Genomic DNA, 23,928 nt, shown 5'->3' on the forward strand with positions numbered 1-23,928 from the left:
CGATGAAGCTGGGGACGTTACTGGAGTTTGCAGTCGAGCGTTTTCCGAATAAAACCGCTGTTGTTCAAGGAGATGTACGCTATTCTTATTCACAATTAAACCAGCAAATTGACAAAACAGCCGCTTCGCTGCAAAAAATTGGCATAAAACAGCAGGATCGGGTGATGGTTTTACTAAAAAATCGATATGAAAATGTCATTCTCTATTGGGCATTGCAAAAGCTAGGAGTTATTTATACACCAATCAACTTTCGTCTTTCAGCAAAAGAAGTGGAGTATTGTGTGAATGATGCGGAAGCAAAAGCGGTTGTATACGAAGATGCCAGTCAAGAAGCAGTATTAAAAGCAAATTTTAATCAACGGCCGGTCTATATTGGTTTGGGAGAAGTTGACGGAGCTGACATTTATTTTTCTGAGCTCATTACACGAAGTCCGCAAACGTATGAAAAACCAGTCATTAAAGAGGAAGATATTGCGTTAATGCTGTATACGTCAGGTACCACCGGAAAGCCAAAGGGCGTGCCCCGCAGCCACAGAAACGAATATTCAGCTGCACTTGCCCACATTATTCAAAACCAATACAGAGAAGGTGAAAGTACGCTTGGAACGATGCCGCTGTATCATACGATGGGAATGCGCTCCCTATTGTCCATCGCGTTTCTGAATGGAAAATTGGTTATTCTCCCAGATTTTGACGGGAAGGAAGCGCTTGAATTATTAAGCAAAGAAGAGATTACCTGTCTCTACTTAATCCCTACGTTGTATCACGACATTCTAAACCAGCAGAACTTTCATGAATACGATCTGACAGCGTTGAAAAAGATCGGATATGCCGGTGCCTACATGACTACTGCTTTAACCGAAAAGTGTATCCGAATGCTGAATCCCGAGGTGTTTGTGAATCACTATGGAAGTACGGAAGTGTATACATTTACGATTAATTCGAATGTATTTGAAAAGCCTGGATGTGCAGGTAAGCCTGGATTTCATCAGAAAATTCGCATCGTAACGGCCGACCCGGACGGCCATTCCACCTGTGAAGATCTCGTAGGAAAGGGAGAAGTGGGTGAGATCATTATCGATTTAGATTCCGCTGAAGCATTCAAAGGCTATTGGAACCGGCCGGATGCGACCAAAAAAGCCATTCGGGATGGCTGGTATTTTACTGGAGATATTGGAATGCTCGATGAAGATGGCGACCTGTATGTAGTAGGCCGGGTAGACGACATGATTATTTCCGGCGGCGAGAATATCCATCCGATTGAAGTGGAAGATGTCCTTTCAAAACATGACAAAGTTTCGGAAGTAGCAGTAGTTGGGGAAGAAGACGATCACTGGGGGCAAATTGTTACGGCCTATGTCGTTCCTTCATGCCAAAGTGTTACTTTTGGGGACCTGGATGAATTTTGTAAAAACCATCCGCAATTATCCAATTATAAACGCCCGCGGAAATATGTATTTGTAAAGGAAATACCTAAAAGTCCGGTAGGAAAAGTTCTCAGACGTATGCTGAGAGAAGGAAAATTTGAGCTGTACCATACTGAAAAAGTAGTTTAATTTTTAAGGGTCTTTCCCTTAAAATTTCTAATAACTATTAACTTTATCATTTCATCAACAGTCTAAAAGCGTAATTGAAGCTCGCCCGAAAAACAAAACAGCCATTCCTAAAATTGAAAGGGGAAATTCCAATGACAACCACTACTCAATATGATCACATTCGCGTAGAAAAAAATGCAGAAAATCAAACAGCTACTATTGTATTTGACCGTCCAGAAAAAATGAACTATATCAGCATGCTGGCGCGCAAACAATTTGCGGAGATTTTTGAGGGACTTAATAAAGACGATGAGGTCCGGGTCATAATTATAAAAGGAGAGGGAAATAGGTGTTTTAGTGCAGGAGGCAGCATCCCGCAATTTATGGAAACGCATCCAGAAGAATTGTCCCGCCTGCGAGTGAATGTTGCTGCACCCGAACGCTCACCAAAGCCAGTTATTGCTCAGCTTCAAGGCTATACATTTGGTGTAGGTTTTGAAATTGCAATGGCGTGTGATTTCCGTATTGCTGCCGATGATACCCTTCTTGGCCTGCCGGAAATGAATTTAGGCATGATTCCTGGAAGCGGGGGTACACAGCGTGTAGCCAAAGCTGTTGGACTTACACGGGCGAAAGACATGATTATGCGAGCAAGAAGAATTCCTGCTGAGGAAGCCTATCAATGGGGGTTGCTAACAAAAGTTGTTGAAAAGCACGATCTTGAAAACGAAGTCAACCAATTGGCAAGTGAATTAACTCGTTTCTCTCCGCTTGCACAGCGTGTATGCAAAGAAGTTTTACATGCGGCAGAAGAGGGACCGCTTAGCACAGGTTTGGAGATCGAAGGAAGGGCGTATGGAATGTTAAGATGCACGGATGACTTTAAAGAGGGCGTAGACGCATTTGTTGAAAAGCGCAAACCTAATTTTACCGGTAAATAATGACTGACCTGATAAGCAGCTGATTAAAAGCATATGACTGGCCACTTTACCACGATATACAACATTGTACTTTTCTATAAGCACAACGATGTATCGTGGTTTTTTTATTAGTATAATTTACGGAAAATTCAAAATATGCCATAGGCAGGTGCGTAATCAATAAGGGGGAAAAGTTATGTCGAATACTGCACAGACAGAAATTGTACAAAGTATCTCGGATCATAAAGTGAAAAATCGCCAAGTGGTTTCTGCCATGGTTGCATCACTCTTAGGCTGGTCATTTGATTTGTACGATCTTTTTATTCTTTTATACGTTACACCTACCATTGGGGCACTATTCTTTCCAACAGGTAACTCAACCCTATCATTGGCGGCGGTTTACGCATCTTTTGCCGTAACGCTGCTTATGCGTCCTCTCGGATCAGCTTTATTTGGATCCTATGCTGATAAACATGGGAGGAAAAAGGCAATGACAGTGGCCATAGTAGGTGTTGGCGTAAGTTCTGCTGTTTTTGGCCTGCTTCCCACTGTTCCGCAAATCGGAGTGGCTGCCGTGATTATCTTTTTGCTATTGCGTTTGGTCCAGGGTATTTTTGTCGGTGGTGTTGTTGCCTCTACCCATACAATCGGTACAGAATCAGCTCCTCAAAAATATCGGGGCTTAATGTCCGGATTGATCGGCGGCGGAGGAGCAGGTCTGGGTGCTTTGTTTGCTTCACTAGCATTTGCCTTAATTTCTGCACTGTTTCCAGGTGAGGCATTTGATGAATGGGGCTGGCGCTTTATGTTTTTTACAGGGCTCATTGGTTCGGTTGCTGGACTTTTTGTGTTCCGTACTCTTGATGAATCCCCTTTATGGGCTGAATTACAAAAGGAAAAAAATGAAAAAAAAGAGACCGCCTCTGAAGAACGAACACCTTTGAAAATATTATTCACATCCTATTTCCGAATCTTAATGGTGAATCTTTTGATCGTGATAGGCGGGGGATCCGGTTATTATTTAACAGCCGGATTTATTCCAACCTTCTTAAAAGTAGTAAACAATGTATCTCCTGGGATGATGTCGGGAGTTTTAATTACAGCCAGCATTGTAACCATCATTGCTGCTTTAATTGTTGGACATTTAAGTGAAATGATCGGAAGGAAGAAGACCTTTATGATCATAGGTTTACTTAATATTGTGGGTCTGCCTTACTTTTTCCTGGCATTGGCAAATTCCGCCACTCCATCTGCGATCTACTTAAATGTCATCTGTCTCGTTTTTTTGGGAAATGCAGCGTATGCCCCTGTTTTAATCTTCCTAAACGAACGTTTTCCGACTTCAATACGCTCCACAGGTACCGGGCTTTCTTGGAATATGGGGTTTGCAGTTGGAGGAATAATGCCTACATTTGTGACGTTAGCAAGCGGTTCTGTAGGAAATATTCCCCATACCCTTATGTATTTCACCATTGTAATCTATCTTCTGTACATTATTGGGAGCGTTATCATACCTGAAACAAAAGGAAACTTGAAATAAACAGAAGGAAGAGGCAGAACGAAGTAAATCATAACACAACACTCTTAAATTCAAAACGAAAGGGAGCAAATGATGTCCATTTCACTTAATCAAAAAATACCAGTTTACTATAACTTTGTTGGAGGCGAGTGGATTGAGACCAAATCAAATGAGAGAATTGAATCTCTTAATCCTGCAACCGGTGAATTAATCAGCTATTCACAGAAATCAAATATAAAAGATGTGACTGAAACAATTGATGCGGTAAACCATGCGTTCCTTCAGAGTGATTGGTCTGTGAATCCAAAGAGGCGCTATGATGCTTTATTGGAATTAGCTCAGAAAATGACAGAGAAATTGGAAGATCTTGCTCGAATCCTAACGATGGATCAAGGGAAAACGATACGCGAATCCCGGATGGAAATAATGGGCTGTATTGATACACTGAAATATTTTGCCGGCGCTGCCCGCACGGTATTTGGCCGTTCGATGCAGTTAGAGCCTAATAACTTTGGAGTCATCGTCAAAGAGCCAATTGGAGTAGTGGGGATCATATCACCATGGAATTGGCCGGCGCTCCTAATGATACGTGAACTGGCTCCTGCACTTGCGGCAGGAAATGGGGTCATTGTAAAACCGGCAAGCCTGACCCCTTCTATTTCTGTCGAAATATTTAAGCTAATTGCGGAAGCAGATCAATTCCCAAAAGGGATCGTCAGCATTATTACAGGACCTGGAAGCTCGATCGGTGCAGCTATGGCAACAAGTGAAAAAATAGACATGATCAGCTTTACCGGCGATACCTCCACAGGGAAATCCATTATGGAAATGGGAGCAAGCAACATCAAAAAGGTTGCATTAGAGCTTGGGGGAAAATCTCCTAATGTGGTCTTTCAGGATGCAAATTTGGACAAAGCCATTCCAGTGATCGGCCAATCGATTTTTATTTCAGCAGGGCAAATTTGTATGGCAGGTTCAAGAGTTCTGATTCATGAGTCGATTAAAGAGGAAGTAGTCTCCCGTTTAAAACAGTATGCTGAAAATTTGCGGGTTGAAAATGGTCTATTGGAAACCGCAGATATGGGACCTCTTGTATCCCAAAACCAGCTGAATATTGTTGAAGAATACTGTCAGATTGGGAGGCAGGAAGGAAACATTATAACAGGGGGCTATCGGTTAACAGGAGGAGATTTCGATAAAGGCCATTACTTCGCTCCGACAATCATTGATGACCTACCATCCGACTGCAGGGTAGTGAAAGAAGAAATATTCGGCCCGGTCCTTTCTGTGCAAACATTCTCCAGTGATGAAGAAGCACTTAAACTGGCCAATGACAACAGCTTTGGCTTATCTGCAGGTGTCTGGACGGCCAATTTAAACCGTGCAATGAAAATGTCTAAGGAAATAAAAGCTGGAACAGTTTGGATTAATACCTATAATAAAAATTTTCCAGAAGCCGAATTTGGAGGCTACAAGCAGAGCGGCTTAGGAAGGACCCGCGGAATAGAAGGCTTAATGGAATATTGTGAAACGAAACATATCCACTTTGAAATGGAATAAAGGAAGGAGGGCGTTCGTTTTATGAGTACAAGCAGTGCGGTTAAATCCGCTGATTTCGAATTTTCCTTTCATCTTCCGACACTGATTGAGTTCGGATTTGGAAAAGCATCCTCTCTTGGTGAAAGACTTGAACAATTAGGAGTAAAAACCGTATTTCTTGTAAGTGATAAAGGTGTGGAAGCGGCCGGATTATTGAACCGGCTAACAGATTCATTGCGGGTCTCAAATATTCAGTCAGAACTTTATTTGGACGTCGAGCCTGATCCGAGTCTTGAAACGATTAATAGAGGATCTGAACGCTTTAAAGCCCTTTCTTATGATTGTATCGTGGCAGTAGGCGGAGGCAGCCCTATGGATACGGCGAAGGGTATTCGGGTAATCGCCAGTAATGGCGGAAGCATTGGGGATTATGCAGGTGTGAACAAAATTACACAAGCTCCTGAAATTCCGCTCATAACGATTCCGACAACCTCCGGTACAGGGAGTGAGGTAACGATATTCGGCGTTTATTCAGATTGGACGAACAACGTGAAAGTGACAGTCACCAGTCCTTATATGGCACCCACTATTGCTCTTGTTGATCCGGAGTTGACAATGAAACTCCCAGAAAAATTGACAGCTGCAACCGGGATCGATGCACTTGCTCATGGAATTGAAGCGTATTTTTCGTTAAAGTCCCGCCCGGCATCTGATGCTTTGGCTTTAGAAGCAATGGCAGCGGTAAGTTATCATCTTCAGCGTGCTGTTCAAAATGGACAGGATAAAGAAGCAAGAATTGGCATGTCTCATGGGAGCTTACTTGCAGGTATGGCCTTTAATAATAGTTTTCTGGGACTAACTCATGCCATTGGGAGTGCTTTGTCTGGCCATTGTCATGTTCCTCATGGGATCGCGATCGGATTATTGCTGCCGCATGTAGTCGAATTTAATGCCAAGGTTCTTCCTGATAAAGCAGCGAAAATCGCAGAACTGCTAGATGCGGAATTGCCTATAGCTGAAAAGGCAGCTTCAGCTGTTGCAGCTATGGTTAAAAATATAGGGCTTCCAACCCGGCTGCGTGACGTGAATGTTCCGGAGTCAAAGCTGCCTGAAATTGCAAATGACTCTTTTAAAAGCGGAATGATGAAATTTAATCCACGTCTGCCTAGTGAGGAAGAGGTACTGAATTTATTAAAACGGTTGTATTAGAACCAAAAACTATAAATTTAGGAGGTAAATGTAATGAGTGACGAACTAATGACAAATCTTGAAAAAAGTACAGACGAGGTGGCATGGAACTTATATCGGAAGGCTATTCGGTTTGGTACATGGGATCCAGCAGAAATTGATTTAAGCAAGGACAAACTGGATTTTGAATCACTCGATGATGATTTAAAAGACTACCTTATTCACTTTTGTACGGGATTTCTTGATGCAGAAGAAAACGTGGCATTAAAATTTTGTCCTTGGATAATGCTCGGATCCTCAACCGAACAGCAAGCTTTTCTTAGTACACAATTAGTAGAGGAGTTTAAGCATACTGAGTTTTTTTTGCGCTATTTTAAAGAAGTGCTTGGTGTTGAACGGATTCCCGGCGTGAAAAATTTAGTGCAGCATAAACTGGACGACCGTGCCAGACAGATGCTGGATGTTTTGGAGGAAGGACCTGAACAGCGAGAAGAAGTTTTGGTTGAAGGGCTGACGCATTATCAAGGAATCATTGAAGGTGTACAGGCAATGGCAGGCTATGATGTGTTTGAAGCGGTATATGGCAGCAAAGGTCTTTTCCCTGGGCTTGCAGAAGGATTTGCTAGAATTAAAGAGGATGAAGGGCGCCATGTTGGTTTTGGTCTGCGCATGCTGAAGATTTTCTCAAACAATCCGAAGCATGCAAAGCGTATTCGGGAAATCTATGACGAATACCTTCCATTCATTTTAATTCGTTACGATCAGCCGGTTATGGTAGACGGACGTGAGATTCCTACTCCGCAGGAAGTAAAGGGACGTGATCGCGTCATGAAACTATTTGACCGCCGTTTAAAGGATATCTTTGGAATCCGTACAGTAAGTTAAAATTGGGGATCGGCTGCAAAGTTAATTCAAAACGCTTGTTTCTCCTGAAATTTAGTCTTTAACCAATAGGAGGCATTTTAATGAGATCAAAATCTTTTCGAACATGGCTGAAATACTTGCAGGATACCGGCAAACTGGCGGTTATAGACAAGAAGGTCAGCCTTTTATATGAGGTAGCTGCCATAACGAAAAAGCTGGATGGGAAAAAAGCATCCTATTTTACAAAGGTAGAAGATTATGAGATTCCAGTAGTATCCGGAATTTGTTCGACTAGAGAGCATTTTGCAGAAGCTCTTGAAACAGATCCGGACAAACTAATTGGAAAATTTCAGCAGGCATCATCTGCTCCAGCTGCGTGCCGCCATGTTGAACAGCAGGAAGCTCCTGTTAAAAAACATATTATATTGGAAAATATTGATCTGGGGTCTTTTCCTATTCCAGTACATCATGAAGAGGACTCAGGGAAATACATCACAGCGGGACTTTTCATTGTGAGGGACCCTGTAACAAGAAAACAAAATGTTTCGATTCATCGGCTTCAAATTTCGGGGAAAGACAAATTAGGCGTGCTGCTGCTCCCGCGCCATACCTACCACTTGTACAAACAGGCTGAAGAAGAAGGCAGACCGCTGGAATGTGCCATTGTAATCGGTGTCGATCCAGCTACCCTTCTTGCCTCACAGGCCAGTACTCCGTTTGGGATAGATGAGCTGGAAATAGCAAGTGCTCTTCGGGGAGAACCGCTTGAAGTGGTAAGATGCGAGACAGTAGACATTGATGTCCCTGCTTACGCAGAAATTGTATTAGAAGGTAAAATATTGCCTCATATCCGTGAATCTGAAGGACCATTCGGAGAATTTCCGAAATACTATGGACCCCGCTCGGATAAGGAAGTTGTTCAAATTACAGCTATTTCCCATCGCAGCAACCCGATTTTTTATACGATTGTTCCTGCTGGGTATGAGCATCTGCTGCTGGGAGGGATTCCGAGAGAAGCTAGTCTGATTCAGAGTATCCGCCAAACCGTTCCATCTGTCCAGGCGGTTCATATGAGTCCAGGCGGAACGTGCAGATATCATGCAATCGTATCAATTAAGAAGCGAAATGACGGAGAAGCAAAAAATGCCATTATTGCAGCATTTGCGAACAGCTTTGATATCAAACATGTAGTAGTTGTTGACGATGAGGTTGATATTTTTAATATGGAAGAAGTAGAGTGGGCAATTGCTACACGATTTCAAGCGGAGAAAGATTTGGTTACGGTGCATGCTGCACAAGGCTCGAAGCTGGATCCGTCTGCGAATAATGGAGTCGGATCCAAAATGGGATTTGACTGTACGGTCCCTCTAAACAGTGAACCCATGCGATATAAAAGGATTGGTATCCCTGGTTATCATGATATGAATGTTAAGCAGTACATTAATACAGAGTCTTTAGGGCTGAAAGACGAACATTTAGAAAAGGAATGGAGTAAGAAGGTTCCAGCATCCGGGTTTGGTGGATAATATGAAAATAGTAGTAGGAATATCAGGAGCAAGTGGTGCTATTTATGGCATTCGAACCCTTGAAGCCTTAAAGCAATTAACTATTGAAAGTCATCTTGTCCTAAGTAAGACAGCCGCACAAACGATCGAATATGAGACGGAGTATAAGGCAGATGAAGTGTTGGAAATGGCTTCAGTGGTATATGATAATGATAACATGGGAGCAGCCATTTCCAGCGGATCATTTAAAGTTGATGGCATGATCATCGCTCCGTGTTCGATCAAAACACTATCAGGTATAGCGAACAGCTATAATAATGAATTGCTGACAAGGGCAGCTGATGTAAGTCTGAAGGAACGAAGAAAATTAGTTTTACTCGTTCGTGAAACCCCGCTTCATCTGGGTCATCTAAATCTGATGACCTCCGTAACTCAGATGGGCGGTGTCATTCTGCCGCCAGTTCCATCCTTTTACCACCTGCCGAAAACAACGGATGACATTGTGAATCAAACGGTACAAAAGGCATTGGATCAGTTTGGAATTGAAGCTAATCTTTTTATGAGATGGAATGGAATTGAGTTTGCAAAGCAGAATCGAAATTGAACGATTGAGCAGGCAGTAATGGAAGCGCATATCCTTTACTGTCTTTTTATTTTGATCTCCAACTAATTAAGATTTTACGTAATCTTCCATTATTGGGCACGGTTGAGGAGCATGTAAAATATGGGTTTGTTGGGTATTTTTGATCAATCTTTGTTTCACTTTTATTTAGCGGACGTAGCACTTTAACAGAGAAATCCCCTAATTAAAAAGGCTGATTCGCTCTTTTCAAAAACGAGCAAATCAGTCATAACCATGCTGCTATTGTTTCTTATTCAAATTTTCATAAACCTGTGCAAGTGCCTGCTCAAATTTACCTGTTTTTTTAGGCTGATAATATTTTTTTCCTTTTAATTTATCTGGCAGGTACTGCTGCTGGACCCAGCCTGATTCATAGTCATGCGGATACTTGTAATCCAGTCCGCGCCCGAGTTTTTTTGCTCCCTTATAATGAGCATCCCGAAGATGAGCCGGAATTTCACCGCTAGCGCCGCTCCGTAAATCATTGAGTGCCTGATCAAGAGCAGAATAGGCAGAGTTGGATTTAGGTGACAGACATAACTCAATTACCGCGTTCGCCAGTGGAATTCTCGCTTCAGGAAAACCGAGCCTTTCAGCGGATTCTATCGCAGCTAGTGTTCTTGCACCTGCTTGCGGGCTTGCAAGTCCAATGTCCTCGTAGGCAATAACCAGCAAACGTCTTGCAATGCTGACCAGATCACCTGCTTCGATCAAACGTGATAAGTAATGAAGAGCGGCATTAACATCCGATCCCCTGATCGATTTTTGGAAGCCTGATAGAACATCGTAGTGGGCGTCACCGTCTTTATCGTGCACAAAGCTTTTTTTCTGAATGCACTGCTCTGCATCCTTCAGACTAATGTGAATGATTCCGTTCTCATCTTTTTCAGAAGAAAGGACCGCAAGCTCTAGGGCGTTTAAGGCAGACCTGACATCTCCGCCGGAGCTTAAGGCCAGGTGGGATTTTGCATCCTCTGCAAGATCAATCTGCTCTTTTCCGAGACCATCCTCTTTATTTTCAACGGCGTTTTGCAGAGCTTTTTCTATATCTTTTGGCTCTAATGGTTTCAGTTCAAATATTTGGCATCTGCTTCTTATGGCAGGATTGATTGCGTGATAGGGGTTGCTTGTGGTCGCGCCAATCAGAACAATTTTCCCGTTTTCAAGGTATGGCAGCAAAAAATCCTGTTTGGCTTTATCGAGGCGGTGCACCTCATCCAAAATTAATATGACTTTCCCGGACATTTTTGCTTCTTCTGCGACAATCTCCATATCCTTTTTATTATTCACAACAGCATTCAGCATACGAAAAGCTGTATCGGTGCTTCCAGCAATAGCTGAAGCGATGGAGGTTTTGCCGATTCCAGGAGGTCCGTATAGAATCATAGAGCTCAAGTGCCGTGCTTTCACCATCCGGTTAATGATCATGCCTTCTCCGACAAGGTGCTGTTGTCCTATAATTTCATCTAATTTTTTTGGTCTCATACGTAATGCTAATGGCTTCAATCTCATCTCTCCTAAACAGCAGCATAGAGCTTATTTAATAGGATCATCTTTTATCTATTTAAACCGTTTCTCTTCATATAAATACAATCAATTATTCCTTAAGCAAAGCCCTGAAAAAATCTTGTTCCCATTATAATAGGATTGTGGCTATTATGCTGAAAGAAGAGCTGAAATGCAAATAATTTGAAATCCTTACCTGAATTCATTATAATTCTACAGATTGAATGGCTGGCATGCTAGAAATACCCCTTATATGTTATAATAACTAAGGCTTATTTAATTGATCGGAAAAAAATCAGATAAAAATGTGCAGAAAATAAAACAGCTATTCAAAATTCAAATTTGTAACAGACGAAAATCAGATGATACATTTGATTGGTTTGTGGAAAAATAGGGGTGTTATGCATGAAAATTTCAACTAAGGGCCGCTACGGCCTTACGATTATGATAGAACTTGCCAGAAAGCATGGGGAAGGTCCAACTTCGTTAAAGAGCATCGCACAGACCCATGATCTCTCTGAGCATTACCTGGAGCAGCTGATCGCACCGCTTCGAAACGCCGGTCTTGTGAAGAGTATCCGCGGAGCATACGGCGGTTATATACTGGGCAATGGACCAGATCAGATTACAGCAGGAGATATCATCAGAGTGCTTGAAGGTCCTATCAGTCCTGTTGAAGTGCTTGAAGATGAAGAACCTGCAAAAAGAGAGTTATGGATCAGAATCAGGGATGCTGTCAAAGGAGTGCTTGACAGCACAACTCTTGAAGATCTTGCAAGCTATACGGACGGAGATCAGGAATCTTACATGTTCTATATTTAATCCGCCGTTTATATACGGAAGCAATTTTTTATGAAGGAGTGACGCAGCTTGTCACGTATTTATCTGGATCATGCAGCAACATCACCCATGCATCCTGAAGTTATTCAATCCATGGCCCAGTTTATGGCTGATACATTCGGAAATCCGTCCAGCATCCATGCCCATGGGCGTGAAAGCAGACGTTTTTTGGACAAGGCGAGGGAATCAGTTGCTAAAGCCATCCATTCCAAACCAAGAGAGATTGTCTTTACGAGCGGAGGTACAGAAGCTGATAATCTGGCCATCATCGGGACAGCTTTTGCCAACCGGGAAAAAGGCAATCATATTATCACAACTCAGATTGAACACCATGCTGTGCTTCACACATGTGCCTACCTTGAAAAACAGGGCTTCACGGTAACCTACCTTCCTGTTGATCTCGAGGGCAGAATTTCAATTAGTGAATTGAAATCTGCGCTAACAGAAGACACAATTCTTGTGACCGTAATGTATGGAAATAATGAAGTGGGAAGCATCCAGCCTATAGCCGAAATCGGGAAGCTGTTAAAAAGTCATCAGGCCAATTTTCATACAGATGCTGTTCAGGCATTCGGGCTTCTTCCTATTAATGTGGACGACCTTGGGGTAGACCTGCTTTCCGTTTCAGGCCATAAAATCAACGGGCCTAAAGGTGCAGGCTTTTTATATATTAAAAACGGAGTGAAATTATCTCCGATTGCGTTCGGCGGCGAACAGGAATTGAAAAGAAGGGCGGGTACGGAAAATTCAGCTGGCATTATCGGATTGCAAAAAGCTGTTGAGCTTGCAGAAGAAAACCGTGCTGAAAAAGCTGACCTATATCAAAGTTTGAAAGAAGAGATGATAAAAACGTTTAAATCGAACAAAATCGCTTTTGAAATAAACGGCAGCCTGGAAAACAATCTTCCCCATGTGCTGAACGTTTATTTTCCAGGAACAAATGTTGAATCCTTGCTTGTAAACCTTGATTTAGCAGGAGTTTCAGCATCCAGCGGGTCTGCATGTACAGCTGGTTCCATTGATCCGTCCCATGTTCTGGTGGCGATGTTCGGCAAGGAATCTGATAAAATTGCTTCTTCTATTCGTTTTAGCTTCGGGTTCGGAAATACGGTGGAAGAGATCAAAACAGCTGCCGGAAATATTTCGAAGGTCATAAAAAGCCTGACAGCTTAGAAAGAAAAGAGGTGAAACTACATGCAAAAAGCACCAAAAGATACTCGCGTTGTTGTTGGGATGTCAGGAGGAGTAGACTCATCAGTTGCAGCTCTTCTATTGAAGGAACAAGGATATGACGTGATTGGAATCTTTATGAAAAACTGGGATGATACAGATGAAAATGGCGTTTGTACAGCAACAGAAGATTATGACGATGTGATTCGAGTGTGCAACCAAATCGGCATTCCGTATTATGCAGTAAACTTTGAAAAACAATATTGGGACAAGGTATTTACCTATTTCCTTGATGAATATAAAGCAGGCAGAACGCCAAATCCTGATGTCATGTGCAACAAAGAAATTAAATTCAAAGCCTTTCTTGAACATGCCGTTTCGCTCGGTGCAGATTATTTGGCTACTGGCCATTATGCAAGAGTTGAATACCGGGACGGAGAATTCAAAATGCTCCGTGGAGTAGATGAAAATAAAGACCAAACCTACTTTTTAAATCAGCTGAATCAGGATCAGCTGTCAAAGGTCATGTTCCCAATCGGAAACATTGAAAAATCAAAAGTGCGGGAATTGGCTAAAGAAGCAGGACTTGCTACTGCTGAAAAGAAAGACAGTACTGGCATTTGCTTTATCGGCGAACGAAATTTCAAAGAGTTCCTTGGGAATTACCTGCCTGCACAGCCTGGCGAAATGAAAACCCTCAGCGGAAAAGTAATGGGAAAACACGATGGCTTGATGTACTATACGATCGGTCAGCGTCATGGACTTGGTATAGGAGGAAGCGGTGATCCTTGGTTTGTCGTTGGAAAAGATCTGAAAAAAAATGTATTGTTTGTTGATCAAGGATTTCATCATGATTCTTTATACTCAACATCCATTCTTGCAGTCAACATCAGCTGGACTTCCGGAAAAGCACCGGAGGGTGATCTGGAATGCACAGCAAAATTCCGTTACCGCCAGGCTGATAACAAGGTCAAAGTAACGATGCTTGATGACAGTAATGCTCGTATTACTTTCAGAGAGCCGATTCGTGCCGTTACTCCAGGGCAAGCTGTCGTTTTTTATGATGGTGATGTTTGTCTTGGCGGGGGAACAATTGATGAAGTATTTAAAGAAGAAGAAAAATTGTGGTATGTTGGATAAACCTATATAAAAACCTCAACTAAGTTGAGGTTTTTTCAAATGAAAAAGCTCTTTTCTTACAATCTAGACAAAAACTTTAAGAAAAGATGCCACGAAGCTTATCTTTTCTTTCTGAGTGTTTTATACTCTTACGAATAGCAAAAATCTTTGCGAAAACAGCAAATGAAAAAACGGAGGCAGACAATGAAAGATCTGAACCAGCTTGGAATTGAAGCAATGCAGGAAGGAAATCTTGAGGAAGCTGCGAAGTTTTTTACCGAGGCTCTAGAAGAACGGCCTGATGATGCAGTAATTTATATCAACTTTGGAAATTTGCTTGCATTTGTACAAGAAAGTGATAAAGCAATGAGATTTTATAAAAAAGCCATTGAGCTTGATGAAAAGGCAGCAACAGCCTATTATGGGGCAGGAACCATCTATTATGACAAACAAGATTATAAGGAAGCAGCCAATCAATTTCAGCAGGCAATCAATAAAGGACTGTCTCACTCTGATGCTTTTTATATGCTTGGCATGAGCTTTATGCAGGCTGGTTCGCCAAAACTGGCTCTGCCTTATTTGCAGAGAGCTGCAGAGCTTAATGAGGAGGATACAGAAGCCCGTTTTCAGCTGGGACTTAGTCTTGCTTCTTCAGAAAGCTACGACGAAGCGATAGAACAGCTTGAAAAGGTGACGCAGCTTGAGGAAAACCATTCAGATGCCTGGTATAATTTAGGTATATGCTATGCTTTCAAAGATCAGCCAAAAGAGGCTTTAGAAATGCTGAATAAAGCACTCAATGTTCAGCCGGATCATTTGCTGGCCCTTAATGCGATAAAGAGTATTAACGAAAATATGCAATAAGATTGAAACAGGGCAGCTTTTTGCTTCCCTATACATACATAATTATTCCTTAAGAAAGGGGGGAGCTCCTTTGCAGCTGTCTATGGATGGTGAATTCGATAAGAAGGAATTCGTAAAAGGAACGATAAGAGCCGTCATTTTTCATAATGAACAAAACTTATATACAGTCCTAAAATTAAAAGTGAACGAAAATAACATTTCATATGAAGAAAAAGACATTACAATAACAGGCTACTTCCCTCTTTTGCAGGAGGAAGAAACCTATACCTTCTATGGATCACTGAAAGTCCACCCGAAATTCGGTCCTCAATTTCAAACAGAACATTTCAAAAAAGAAATGCCGAATACAGAAGAAGGAATCGTTCAATACTTGGCAAGTGATCTATTTAAAGGTATTGGGAAAAAAACGGCCGAAACGATTGTCAAAGAGCTTGGGGTCGGAGCTATAAATAAAATACTAGCCGATCCATCCGTACTGAGTAAAATTCCAAGACTGACAAAGGAAAAGGCAGAACAGCTATCAGAAGCCTTAAGTCAGCATCAGGGTCTTGAGCAAATTATGATTTCACTTGCCCAGTTCGGATTTGGGCCTCAGCTGTCCATGAAGATATACAAAGCTTATCAAGATCAAACGCTGCAAAAAATCGAAGAAAATCCTTACCAGCTTGTAAAAGAAATTGAAGGAATCGGCTTTGTGAAAGCAGACGAGCTTGGCAGCCAGGTCGGCATGTCAGGCAAACATCCGGAAAGAATTAAAGCCGCCTGCCTTTATACACTTGAAAGCTCTTCTCTGCAGGATGGGCATGTGTACTTAAAGCTTGAGCAGCTGATTATTGAAACGAAGCAGCTCCTTGATCAGTCAAAACAGGAAGAAGTGATTGAAACCGACATTTCAGCTGAATTGATCAATCTAGCTGAGGATAAACAAATTATTATTGAAGAGAACCGGGTTTATTATCCCTCTCTTTATTTTGCTGAAAATAATACAGCTAAACACATCGAAAAAATTCTTCAGCAAACAGAATATGACGAGCTTTTTCCTGAATCTGAATTTCTTTTGTCCCTTGGAAAGCTTGAGGAACGCATGAATGTGCAATATGCACCTTCTCAAAAGGATGCCATTCAAAAAGCTTTAATGTCTCCGATGCTCCTTTTGACAGGCGGTCCTGGTACAGGAAAAACGACGGTTATTAAAGGTATTGTCGAACTCTACTCTGATTTGCACGGCTGCTCACTTGAACCATCAGATTATAAAAAAGATGAGCCTTTTCCTGTGCTGCTTGTTGCACCTACAGGAAGAGCTGCAAAAAGGATGAGTGAGGCAACAGGTTTGCCTGCTGTAACGATACATCGTCTTTTGGGATGGAATGGTGCAGAAGGATTTGAAAGAAATGAGGACAACCCCATTCAGGGAAAACTTCTGATTATTGATGAAGTTTCTATGGTGGATATTTGGCTTGCCAATCATTTGCTAAAATCACTTCCGAAGAACATTCAGGTAGTAATGGTAGGTGATGAAGATCAGCTTCCTTCTGTCGGACCAGGGCAAGTTCTTCGGGATTTGCTTGCTTCAGAAATCATCCCGACTGTAAGACTGACTGATATATACCGCCAGGCAGAGGGTTCATCTATTATTGAACTGGCTCATGAAATAAAAGAAGGCAAGCTTCCAGAGAACATCCTGAAGCCGACGAAAGACAGGTCATTTATCCGCTGCTCTACCCAGCATGTTAAAGAAGTGGTTCAGCAAGTCATTGATAATGCGAGGAAAAAAGGATTCACTTCGAAGGATATTCAGGTGCTTGCTCCAATGTACAGAGGTTCTGCTGGAATCGATCAGCTAAATAAATTGCTGCAGGAAATGTTTAACCCAAAATCACCGGATAAACGGGAAATTCTTTTTGGCGATATTGCCTACAGGGTTGGAGATAAAGTGCTTCAGCTGGTTAATCAGCCGGAGGAGCATGTCTTTAATGGAGATATGGGTGAAGTGGTTTCCATTTTCTATGCAAAAGAAAATACGGAAAAAGAAGATATGGTCGTTATTTCATTTGACGGCAAGGAAGTTACTTATACAAAGAAGGATTTTCTTCAATTTACTCATGCTTATTGCTGTTCAATCCATAAATCACAGGGAAGCGAATTTCCGATCGTGGTCATGCCGATTGTAAAAAGCTATTACAGGATGCTGAAACGAAATTTAATATACACCGGAATAACAAGAAGTAAAAAATTTCTTATTCTGTGCGGTGAAGAGGAAGCTCTTCGCCGCGGGATCGAAAACAGAGAGCAATCTCGAAGGCAGACTTCTCTCACGCTAAGGCTTGTAAAATCAGAAGAAATAGAGGATGAACTGCAAAAAGAACTGCCCTTTGACATTGGTGATGCAAATATTGGAATGGGAAACATTACGCCGTATGACTTCATGGAGAAGGATGAATCCTATTAGTGTTCGAAAGGTGGGATCACTTTGAGAACATATCGACAAATCAAGGGTCTTCCTGTTTTTGAACTGGCTACAGCAGAAATCATTGGAAGCATTTCCGATTTGGCCATCAGCCACAATAACCAGGTAACTGGTTTTCTGATGGAGGGGAAAGGGTTCTTAAAGAGAGACCGCTTTATACCGCATGAAGCTGTTCACTCTATTGGTACAGATGGAGTCATCATTACACACAGGGAAGATTTGAAGCCAGTTGCTGCTTCTCGGGAAAACCTGTTTCTCGAAACCCATAAACCGCTATATAACAGGGCTGTATATAATTCCAGCGGTGACAAGCTTGGGCTTTTGAATGATGTATATTTTTCAGCAGAACTGGGCACAATCGAAGCATATGAACTGACAGACGGATTCTTTGCTGATCTTTCGGAGGGCAAAAAAAGAGCTCACCCTCTTGACTCAGGCTTTACAGTCAGCAAGGATGCCATCGTCATGGATGCAATTATCGAGTGAGGTGTGCCCTGGTTGCTAAAATGTCCAAATTGCCAAAACAAGGACCTCGGAAAAATTGGCGTGAACCAATATTACTGCTGGAATTGCTTTATTGAGCTTTCCGTTGCCAAAGGGAAAATTTTCACCCATCAAGTCGAAGAAGATGGAACATTAAGTTCCCTTGACGACCTGTTCAGTGAGGAAGATCGTTCCGTCAATATGTAGGGAATTAAAGGAGGAATACGTCGTGAACCGAATGATGACCTCATTAATTTCAATGGGTGTGGGAGCTGCTGCAGCTCATTATCTGAAAAATGGGATGGGCTCTAAGCGTGACTGGAAAAAAATGCAGAAGCGCATGAGAAGAATGTTTTCTTAAAATCCGTAATCCCCGTCAAAATGACGGGGATTTTTTTGCTTACTGGAACACCCATGAATATTTCTCTCTTGTTTCCCTAACAATAATCTCCAGGAGGGATGATCGTGAAGGAGAAACAGGTTTTATTGCGGGCAGGCATCATTTTGCTGATCCTGCTGTGTGTTTATTTTTTCTTAAAGCTGCGCGAATTATGGAATCCTTTATGGCTGATGGCAGAAGCCATTTTTATTCCATTTATTGTTTCCGCCTTTATCACCTATTTGCTTCATCCCATTATTGAAAGACTTCACAGGACGGGACTTCCTCGTTCCGTTTCGATTTTCATTATTTACATTCTGTTTTTTGGTTTGATCGGATATGGCTTTTACAGAGGCATCCCTATTCTGATTAATCAGCTAATGGAGCTTTCAGGCAATATACCTCAGCTCATGGGGATTTATGAAAAGTGGCTGACCATGATACGCGACCATACGGATCACTGGCCAGATGGCATTCATGACCGTATAGAAGGGCTTGTTGCAAAATCAGAGGAATGGCTGGCACAGCTTATTGACAGGCTGATTGAGAGCATACAGGCCTTATTTAACTATGTGGTTATTTTAACACTGATCCCTTTCCTCGTGTTTTATATGCTGCGGGATGTGGAACAAATCAAAAAAACAGCCTGGTATTTGACACCTAAAAGATGGCGCTCACCCGCCAAAGAGTTTATAAGAGATGCAGATCATTCTCTTGGAGACTATATTAGAGGGCAATTTTTTGTTTGTGTTATTATCGGGCTGCTGGCTTTTATCGGCTTCTTTTTCTTTAAGGTTCAATATGCTCTTATCCTTGGACTGATCATCGGCGTAACCAATGTTATTCCGTATTTCGGTCCGATTATTGGGGCCATACCTGCCCTTATCATTGCTGCAAGCATGGGAACGAATACAGTCATTGTCGTAGTGATCTTAATTATGGTTCTTCAGTTTATTGAAGCGAATATTCTGGGACCGTTTATCGTGGGAAGAAGCCTTCATATGCATCCGATCATTATTATGCTTGCTCTTGCTGCAGGAGGGGAGCTTGGCGGAGTGCTTGGTTTAATTCTGGCCGTTCCGGTTACAGCCATTCTGAAAGTTGTTGTAGAACACGGGATCAGGGTAATTAGACAGCATTGACATAACCGCTTCCAATAGCTATAATTCACCTATACATAGTAAACACAATGACGGAAAAAGTATGCTGATGTCTATTTTTAAGAGAGAAGGTTCCTTAGGCTGAAAGAACCTTTAAAAGAGACTTTGCAGAAAGCTCATCCGGAGTGCAGCTAATACCTGCCGTGTGGTCCGCGTTACGGCCGAATGAAGGTGATGGATAAATCCATAACCAGGGTGGTACCGCGAGAAACTCTCGTCCCTGTGCAAATAGAATTTCTATTTATACAGGAACGGGAGTTTTTTTGCATTCTGCCTGTATTAAACCCTGATATCTGCAAGGAGGAGAATCTTTGATGAAAGTTTTAACATCTGCTGAAGTCCGCCAAATGTTCCTTGATTTTTTCAAGGAAAAAGGACATGCTATTGAGCCGAGTGCGCCGCTTGTTCCTCAGGACGATGCGTCTCTCTTATGGATCAACAGCGGAGTTGCTACGCTGAAAAAATACTTTGACGGCCGAGTGATCCCAGCCAATCCAAGAATCGTAAATGCTCAAAAATCCATACGTACAAATGATATTGAAAATGTGGGGAAAACCGCACGCCACCATACCTTTTTTGAAATGCTCGGAAATTTTTCCATTGGAGACTATTTTAAAGAAGAAGCCATCATTTGGGCTTGGGAATTTTTAACGAGTGAGAAATGGATCGGGTTTGAAGCTGAAAAGCTTTCTGTAACAATCCATCCGGAAGATAATGAAGCGTTTGAAATATGGACTAAAACGGTTGGTGTGCTTGAAGAAAACGTTATCCGACTTGAAGGAAACTTCTGGGATATCGGTGAAGGCCCAAGCGGACCTAACACTGAAATATTCTATGACCGCGGCGTGGAATATGGAAATGATCCAGCTGATCCAGAACTCTACCCTGGCGGAGAGAATGAGCGTTATTTGGAAGTGTGGAACCTTGTGTTCTCTGAATTCAATCATAATCCAGATGGAAGCTATACGCCGCTTCCGAAGAAAAACATTGATACAGGCATGGGTCTTGAGCGCATGTGCTCTGTTATTCAAAGCGTTCCAACAAACTTCGATACGGATCTGTTTATGCCGATTATTGAAGCAACAGAATCTATTTCGGGTGAATCATACAGAACAGATAAAGAGGACACTGCTTTTAAAGTCGTTGCAGACCACATCCGTACCGTGACTTTTGCAATCGGGGATGGTGCTCTTCCTTCTAATGAAGGCAGAGGCTACGTGCTTCGCCGCCTTCTTCGCCGTGCAGTCCGGTATGCGAAAAAATTGAACATCAACCGTCCGTTTATGTATGAGCTAGTTCCTGTTGTCGGTGAAATAATGGTAGATTTTTACCCGGAAGTTCAAGCGAAATCCGCGTTTATTCAAAAGGTGATTAAAAACGAAGAAGAGCGTTTCCATGAAACGTTAAATGATGGCCTGGCTATTCTTTCTGAAGTTGTAAAAAAACAAAAAGCAGCTGGAAGTTCTGTTATTCCAGGGGAAGATGTTTTCAGACTTTATGATACGTACGGCTTTCCTGTTGAGCTGACAGAAGAGTATGCGGAAGACGAAGAAATGAAGCTCGATCACTCAGGCTTTGAAGAAGAAATGAAAAAACAGCGTGAGAGAGCCCGTGCGGCACGCCAGGAAGTTGGCTCCATGCAGGTTCAAGGCGGCGTTCTGGGAGACCTGACAGTTGAAAGCAGCTTTATCGGCTATGATACTCTAACTGTTCACTCTTCGAGCATTCTTGCTCTTGTGCAGGAAGGACAGCTAGTGGATGAAGTCCATGAAGGTCAGGAAGTTCAAGTGATTATGGATAAGACTCCTTTTTATGCTGAAAGCGGCGGACAAATTGCCGATGAAGGCTATTTGGTGAATGAAGGAGTAACGGCTAAAGTTAAGGACGTCAAGAAAGCTCCAAATGGACAAAATCTTCACAGTGTCATCGTTGAAAGCGGCATTCTAAAAACAAATGATCTTGTTGAAGCAACTGTAAACAAGAAAAGCCGTACAGGCGTGATTAAAAACCATACAGCAACTCACTTGCTGCATCAGGCTTTAAAAGATACTCTTGGAACGCATGTCAATCAGGCTGGCTCGCTTGTGACAGAGAACCGTCTGCGTTTTGACTTTTCCCACTTCGGCCAGGTAACAGAAGATGAATTGACGCAAATCGAAATAATCGTAAACGAAAAAATTTGGGAATCCATCAATGTCCGCATCGAACATAAACCCATTGCAGAAGCAAAAGCCATGGGAGCAATGGCTCTTTTTGGAGAAAAATATGGAGATATTGTAAGGGTTGTGCAAGTTGGCGATTACAGCCTTGAGCTTTGCGGAGGCTGTCATGTTGAGAACACTGCCTCTATCGGAATCTTTAAAATTGTTTCAGAGTCCGGAATTGGAGCAGGCACAAGGCGGATTGAAGCCGTTACAGGAAAAGGCGCTTATGAGTTAATGAACGGTCAGCTGGCTATTCTTTCAGACACAGCAGCTAAACTGAAAACAAGCCCTAAAGAAGTTTCTCAGCGTGTAGACAGTCTTTTGCTTGAAATGAAGAGCCTTCAAAGAGAAAATGAATCTCTTACAGCTAAGCTCGGAAATGCTGAAGTGACAGGACTTGTTGATAAAGCAGTTAAGATCAATGGTGTGACGCTTCTTGCAAGCAAGGTCAACGCAAAGGATATGAACAGCCTGCGCACAATGATGGATGAACTCAAAAATACACTTGGCTCTGCCATCGTCGTTTTGGGAGCTGCATCAGATGGTAAAGTAAATCTTGCTGCCGGAGTAACAAAGGATTTAACTGAAAAAGGCTATCATGCCGGCAAACTGATCAAAGAAGTGGCAACGCGCTGCGGAGGAAGCGGCGGAGGACGCCCTGATATGGCTCAGGCTGGCGGAAAAGATCCGGAAAAACTGGATGCTGCTTTGAATTATGCGGAGGAATGGGTAAAATCCGTTTTATAATTTCCCTCTGTAGTGTAAAATGTTAAATAAGATTGGACACGCAGTTTCATCATGCAAGAATCCGGGAAAGAGGTGCAAGCGTGAGTTCGTTCGATAAAACAATGAAATTTAACTTTTCGGAAGAATCGGTTGAGACGGACGTTAAAGAGGTCTTGTTTACGGTATACAGTGCACTTGAAGAAAAAGGCTACAACCCGATCAACCAAATCGTTGGATATTTGTTATCCGGTGATCCTGCTTATATTCCGCGCCACCGCGATGCGCGTAATCTTATTAGAAAATTGGAGCGGGACGAATTGATAGAGGAATTGGTCAAATCGTATCTTAAACATCATCGCGAGGGATAAAATGCGTATTTTAGGGCTTGATTATGGAACAAAAACAGTCGGAGTGGCCGTCAGTGATCTTTTGGGCTGGACTGCGCAAGGACTGGAAACGATTAAGATTGATGAAGAAAATGGAGAATTCGGACTTACAAGACTTTCCGAAATACTTAAAAATGAAGAAGTTGAAAAAATTGTTGTCGGTTTGCCAAAGAATATGAATGGAACAATCGGTCCGCGGGGGGAAGCCTGTCAGCGCTACGCAGAAATGCTGAAGGAATCTTTCGAATTGCCGGTTGTTCTCTGGGATGAGCGGCTGACTACCATTGCTGCGGAACGGATGCTTATTGAGGCGGATGTCAGCAGAAAAAAACGCCGCAAAGTCATTGATAAGATGGCGGCAGTCATGATTTTACAAGGGTTTTTGGACAGCCTCAGGTAAGCAGCAGGGGCTGACCTTGCAGGATTGAAGCATTCTGTTTTGAGCAGAATAATACGTAATAATAAACGTTCATAAGAGGTGAATAAAATGGAAAATGGCGAAAAACAAATTACAGTAGTAGACGAACAAGGAAACGAACAGCTTTGCGAGATACTTTTTACTTTTGAATCAGATCGCTTCGGTAAATCATATGTGCTTTATTATCCGATCAGCAGCGAAAATGAAGATGAAGATGAAGATGAAATTGAAATCCACGCTTCAAGCTTTGTGCCGAATGATAATGGTGAAGATGGAGATCTTGAACCAATCGAAACGGAAGAAGAATGGGATATGGTTGAAGAAATGCTGAATACTTTCTTCGAGAATGAGGAAGAAGAATAAACGGTCTGCACTTGCGGAAAGAGGATATTTATGAAAAGCTGAGTGTCTGTACACTCAGCTTTTTATATTTTTTTTGGCTTAATTAAAGCTAAAAGACAGGGACTTTTAAAGCAGGAAAAAGAATTTTTTGCCGAAACAGCTCAAATTTTGT

At 42.2% G+C, this 23,928-nt stretch carries 22 protein-coding genes and 1 other annotated feature; of the genes, 21 read left to right on the forward strand and 1 reads right to left on the reverse strand.

What is annotated here, in order from left to right; all coding sequences use genetic code 11:
• Positions 1-2 precede the first annotated feature (2 nt).
• The 8 genes from ACOT8F_RS06780 to ACOT8F_RS06815 all read left to right on the forward strand — a co-directional run bounded on the left by ACOT8F_RS06780 (position 3) and on the right by ACOT8F_RS06815 (position 9,674).
• Positions 3-1,556 carry a class I adenylate-forming enzyme family protein gene (locus tag ACOT8F_RS06780; RefSeq protein WP_421650802.1) on the forward strand — a complete coding sequence of 518 codons (1,554 nt, stop codon included), beginning with the start codon at positions 3-5 and terminating at the stop codon, positions 1,554-1,556.
• Positions 1,557-1,687: 131 nt separating this feature from the next.
• A complete protein-coding gene (locus ACOT8F_RS06785; protein ID WP_421650803.1) occupies positions 1,688-2,476 on the forward strand; it encodes an enoyl-CoA hydratase/isomerase family protein in 789 nt (262 codons plus the stop codon).
• Between the two features lie 175 nt (positions 2,477-2,651).
• Entirely contained in the window at positions 2,652-3,995 is a 1,344-nt protein-coding gene (locus ACOT8F_RS06790) for an MFS transporter (protein ID WP_421650804.1), read from the forward strand.
• Between the two features lie 69 nt (positions 3,996-4,064).
• The gene (locus ACOT8F_RS06795; RefSeq protein ID WP_421650805.1) at positions 4,065-5,534 is read left to right on the forward strand and encodes an aldehyde dehydrogenase family protein; all 1,470 of its coding nucleotides are present in this window, start codon (positions 4,065-4,067) and stop codon (positions 5,532-5,534) included.
• Positions 5,535-5,555: 21 nt separating this feature from the next.
• The gene (locus tag ACOT8F_RS06800; RefSeq protein WP_421650806.1) at positions 5,556-6,722 is read left to right on the forward strand and encodes an iron-containing alcohol dehydrogenase family protein; all 1,167 of its coding nucleotides are present in this window, start codon (positions 5,556-5,558) and stop codon (positions 6,720-6,722) included.
• A 33-nt stretch (positions 6,723-6,755) separates the two neighbouring features.
• On the forward strand, positions 6,756-7,586 hold the full coding sequence (locus ACOT8F_RS06805) for a R2-like ligand-binding oxidase (RefSeq protein WP_421650807.1): 831 nt from the start codon (positions 6,756-6,758) through the stop codon (positions 7,584-7,586).
• Between the two features lie 80 nt (positions 7,587-7,666).
• Positions 7,667-9,091, forward strand: a complete 1,425-nt coding sequence (locus ACOT8F_RS06810) for a UbiD family decarboxylase (RefSeq protein ID WP_421650808.1) — start codon at positions 7,667-7,669, stop codon at positions 9,089-9,091.
• Position 9,092: 1 nt separating this feature from the next.
• Positions 9,093-9,674, forward strand: coding sequence for a UbiX family flavin prenyltransferase (locus ACOT8F_RS06815; protein ID WP_421650809.1), 582 nt, complete (start codon positions 9,093-9,095; stop codon positions 9,672-9,674).
• A 258-nt stretch (positions 9,675-9,932) separates the two neighbouring features.
• Here ACOT8F_RS06815 and ACOT8F_RS06820 read toward each other — a convergent pair whose 3' ends face one another.
• Positions 9,933-11,204: a replication-associated recombination protein A gene (locus ACOT8F_RS06820; RefSeq protein ID WP_421650810.1), complete on the reverse strand. Its 1,272-nt coding sequence runs from the start codon at positions 11,202-11,204 to the stop codon at positions 9,933-9,935.
• A gap of 399 nt (positions 11,205-11,603) precedes the next feature.
• Here ACOT8F_RS06820 and cymR point away from each other — a divergent pair, with 399 nt between their 5' ends.
• From cymR to ACOT8F_RS06885, 13 genes are all read left to right on the forward strand, one after another.
• Entirely contained in the window at positions 11,604-12,020 is a 417-nt protein-coding gene (cymR, locus tag ACOT8F_RS06825; RefSeq protein WP_421650811.1) for a cysteine metabolism transcriptional regulator CymR, read from the forward strand.
• Between the two features lie 48 nt (positions 12,021-12,068).
• Entirely contained in the window at positions 12,069-13,211 is a 1,143-nt protein-coding gene (locus ACOT8F_RS06830) for a cysteine desulfurase family protein (protein WP_421650812.1), read from the forward strand.
• A 21-nt stretch (positions 13,212-13,232) separates the two neighbouring features.
• Positions 13,233-14,348 (forward strand): tRNA 2-thiouridine(34) synthase MnmA, encoded by a 1,116-nt coding sequence (mnmA, locus tag ACOT8F_RS06835; protein ID WP_421650813.1) that lies wholly within the window; start codon positions 13,233-13,235, stop codon positions 14,346-14,348.
• A gap of 183 nt (positions 14,349-14,531) precedes the next feature.
• The gene (locus tag ACOT8F_RS06840; RefSeq protein ID WP_421650814.1) at positions 14,532-15,191 is read left to right on the forward strand and encodes a tetratricopeptide repeat protein; all 660 of its coding nucleotides are present in this window, start codon (positions 14,532-14,534) and stop codon (positions 15,189-15,191) included.
• An 82-nt stretch (positions 15,192-15,273) separates the two neighbouring features.
• Positions 15,274-17,640 (forward strand): SF1B family DNA helicase RecD2, encoded by a 2,367-nt coding sequence (gene recD2, locus ACOT8F_RS06845; RefSeq protein WP_421650931.1) that lies wholly within the window; start codon positions 15,274-15,276, stop codon positions 17,638-17,640.
• A 21-nt stretch (positions 17,641-17,661) separates the two neighbouring features.
• A complete protein-coding gene (locus ACOT8F_RS06850) occupies positions 17,662-18,144 on the forward strand; it encodes a PRC-barrel domain-containing protein (RefSeq protein ID WP_421650815.1) in 483 nt (160 codons plus the stop codon).
• Between the two features lie 12 nt (positions 18,145-18,156).
• On the forward strand, positions 18,157-18,348 hold the full coding sequence (locus tag ACOT8F_RS06855) for a hypothetical protein (RefSeq protein WP_421650816.1): 192 nt from the start codon (positions 18,157-18,159) through the stop codon (positions 18,346-18,348).
• A 31-nt stretch (positions 18,349-18,379) separates the two neighbouring features.
• Complete coding sequence (locus ACOT8F_RS06860) at positions 18,380-18,502, forward strand: YrzQ family protein (protein ID WP_421650932.1); 123 nt, start codon at positions 18,380-18,382, stop codon at positions 18,500-18,502.
• A gap of 98 nt (positions 18,503-18,600) precedes the next feature.
• The gene (locus ACOT8F_RS06865) at positions 18,601-19,662 is read left to right on the forward strand and encodes an AI-2E family transporter (RefSeq protein WP_421650817.1); all 1,062 of its coding nucleotides are present in this window, start codon (positions 18,601-18,603) and stop codon (positions 19,660-19,662) included.
• A gap of 38 nt (positions 19,663-19,700) precedes the next feature.
• Positions 19,701-19,905, forward strand: a binding site (T-box leader).
• An 89-nt stretch (positions 19,906-19,994) separates the two neighbouring features.
• Complete coding sequence (alaS, locus tag ACOT8F_RS06870) at positions 19,995-22,631, forward strand: alanine--tRNA ligase (protein ID WP_421650933.1); 2,637 nt, start codon at positions 19,995-19,997, stop codon at positions 22,629-22,631.
• A gap of 80 nt (positions 22,632-22,711) precedes the next feature.
• Complete coding sequence (locus ACOT8F_RS06875) at positions 22,712-22,978, forward strand: IreB family regulatory phosphoprotein (protein ID WP_421650818.1); 267 nt, start codon at positions 22,712-22,714, stop codon at positions 22,976-22,978.
• Between the two features lies 1 nt (position 22,979).
• Positions 22,980-23,396 carry a Holliday junction resolvase RuvX gene (gene ruvX, locus ACOT8F_RS06880; protein ID WP_421650819.1) on the forward strand — a complete coding sequence of 139 codons (417 nt, stop codon included), beginning with the start codon at positions 22,980-22,982 and terminating at the stop codon, positions 23,394-23,396.
• Between the two features lie 87 nt (positions 23,397-23,483).
• Positions 23,484-23,777 carry a DUF1292 domain-containing protein gene (locus tag ACOT8F_RS06885; protein WP_421650820.1) on the forward strand — a complete coding sequence of 98 codons (294 nt, stop codon included), beginning with the start codon at positions 23,484-23,486 and terminating at the stop codon, positions 23,775-23,777.
• Positions 23,778-23,928 lie beyond the last annotated feature (151 nt).

Origin of the sequence: Chryseobacillus diguaensis (genome assembly GCF_049220665.1) — a bacterium.
In the GTDB taxonomy this organism is placed as follows: Bacteria; Bacillota; Bacilli; order Bacillales; family Bacillaceae; genus Metabacillus_B.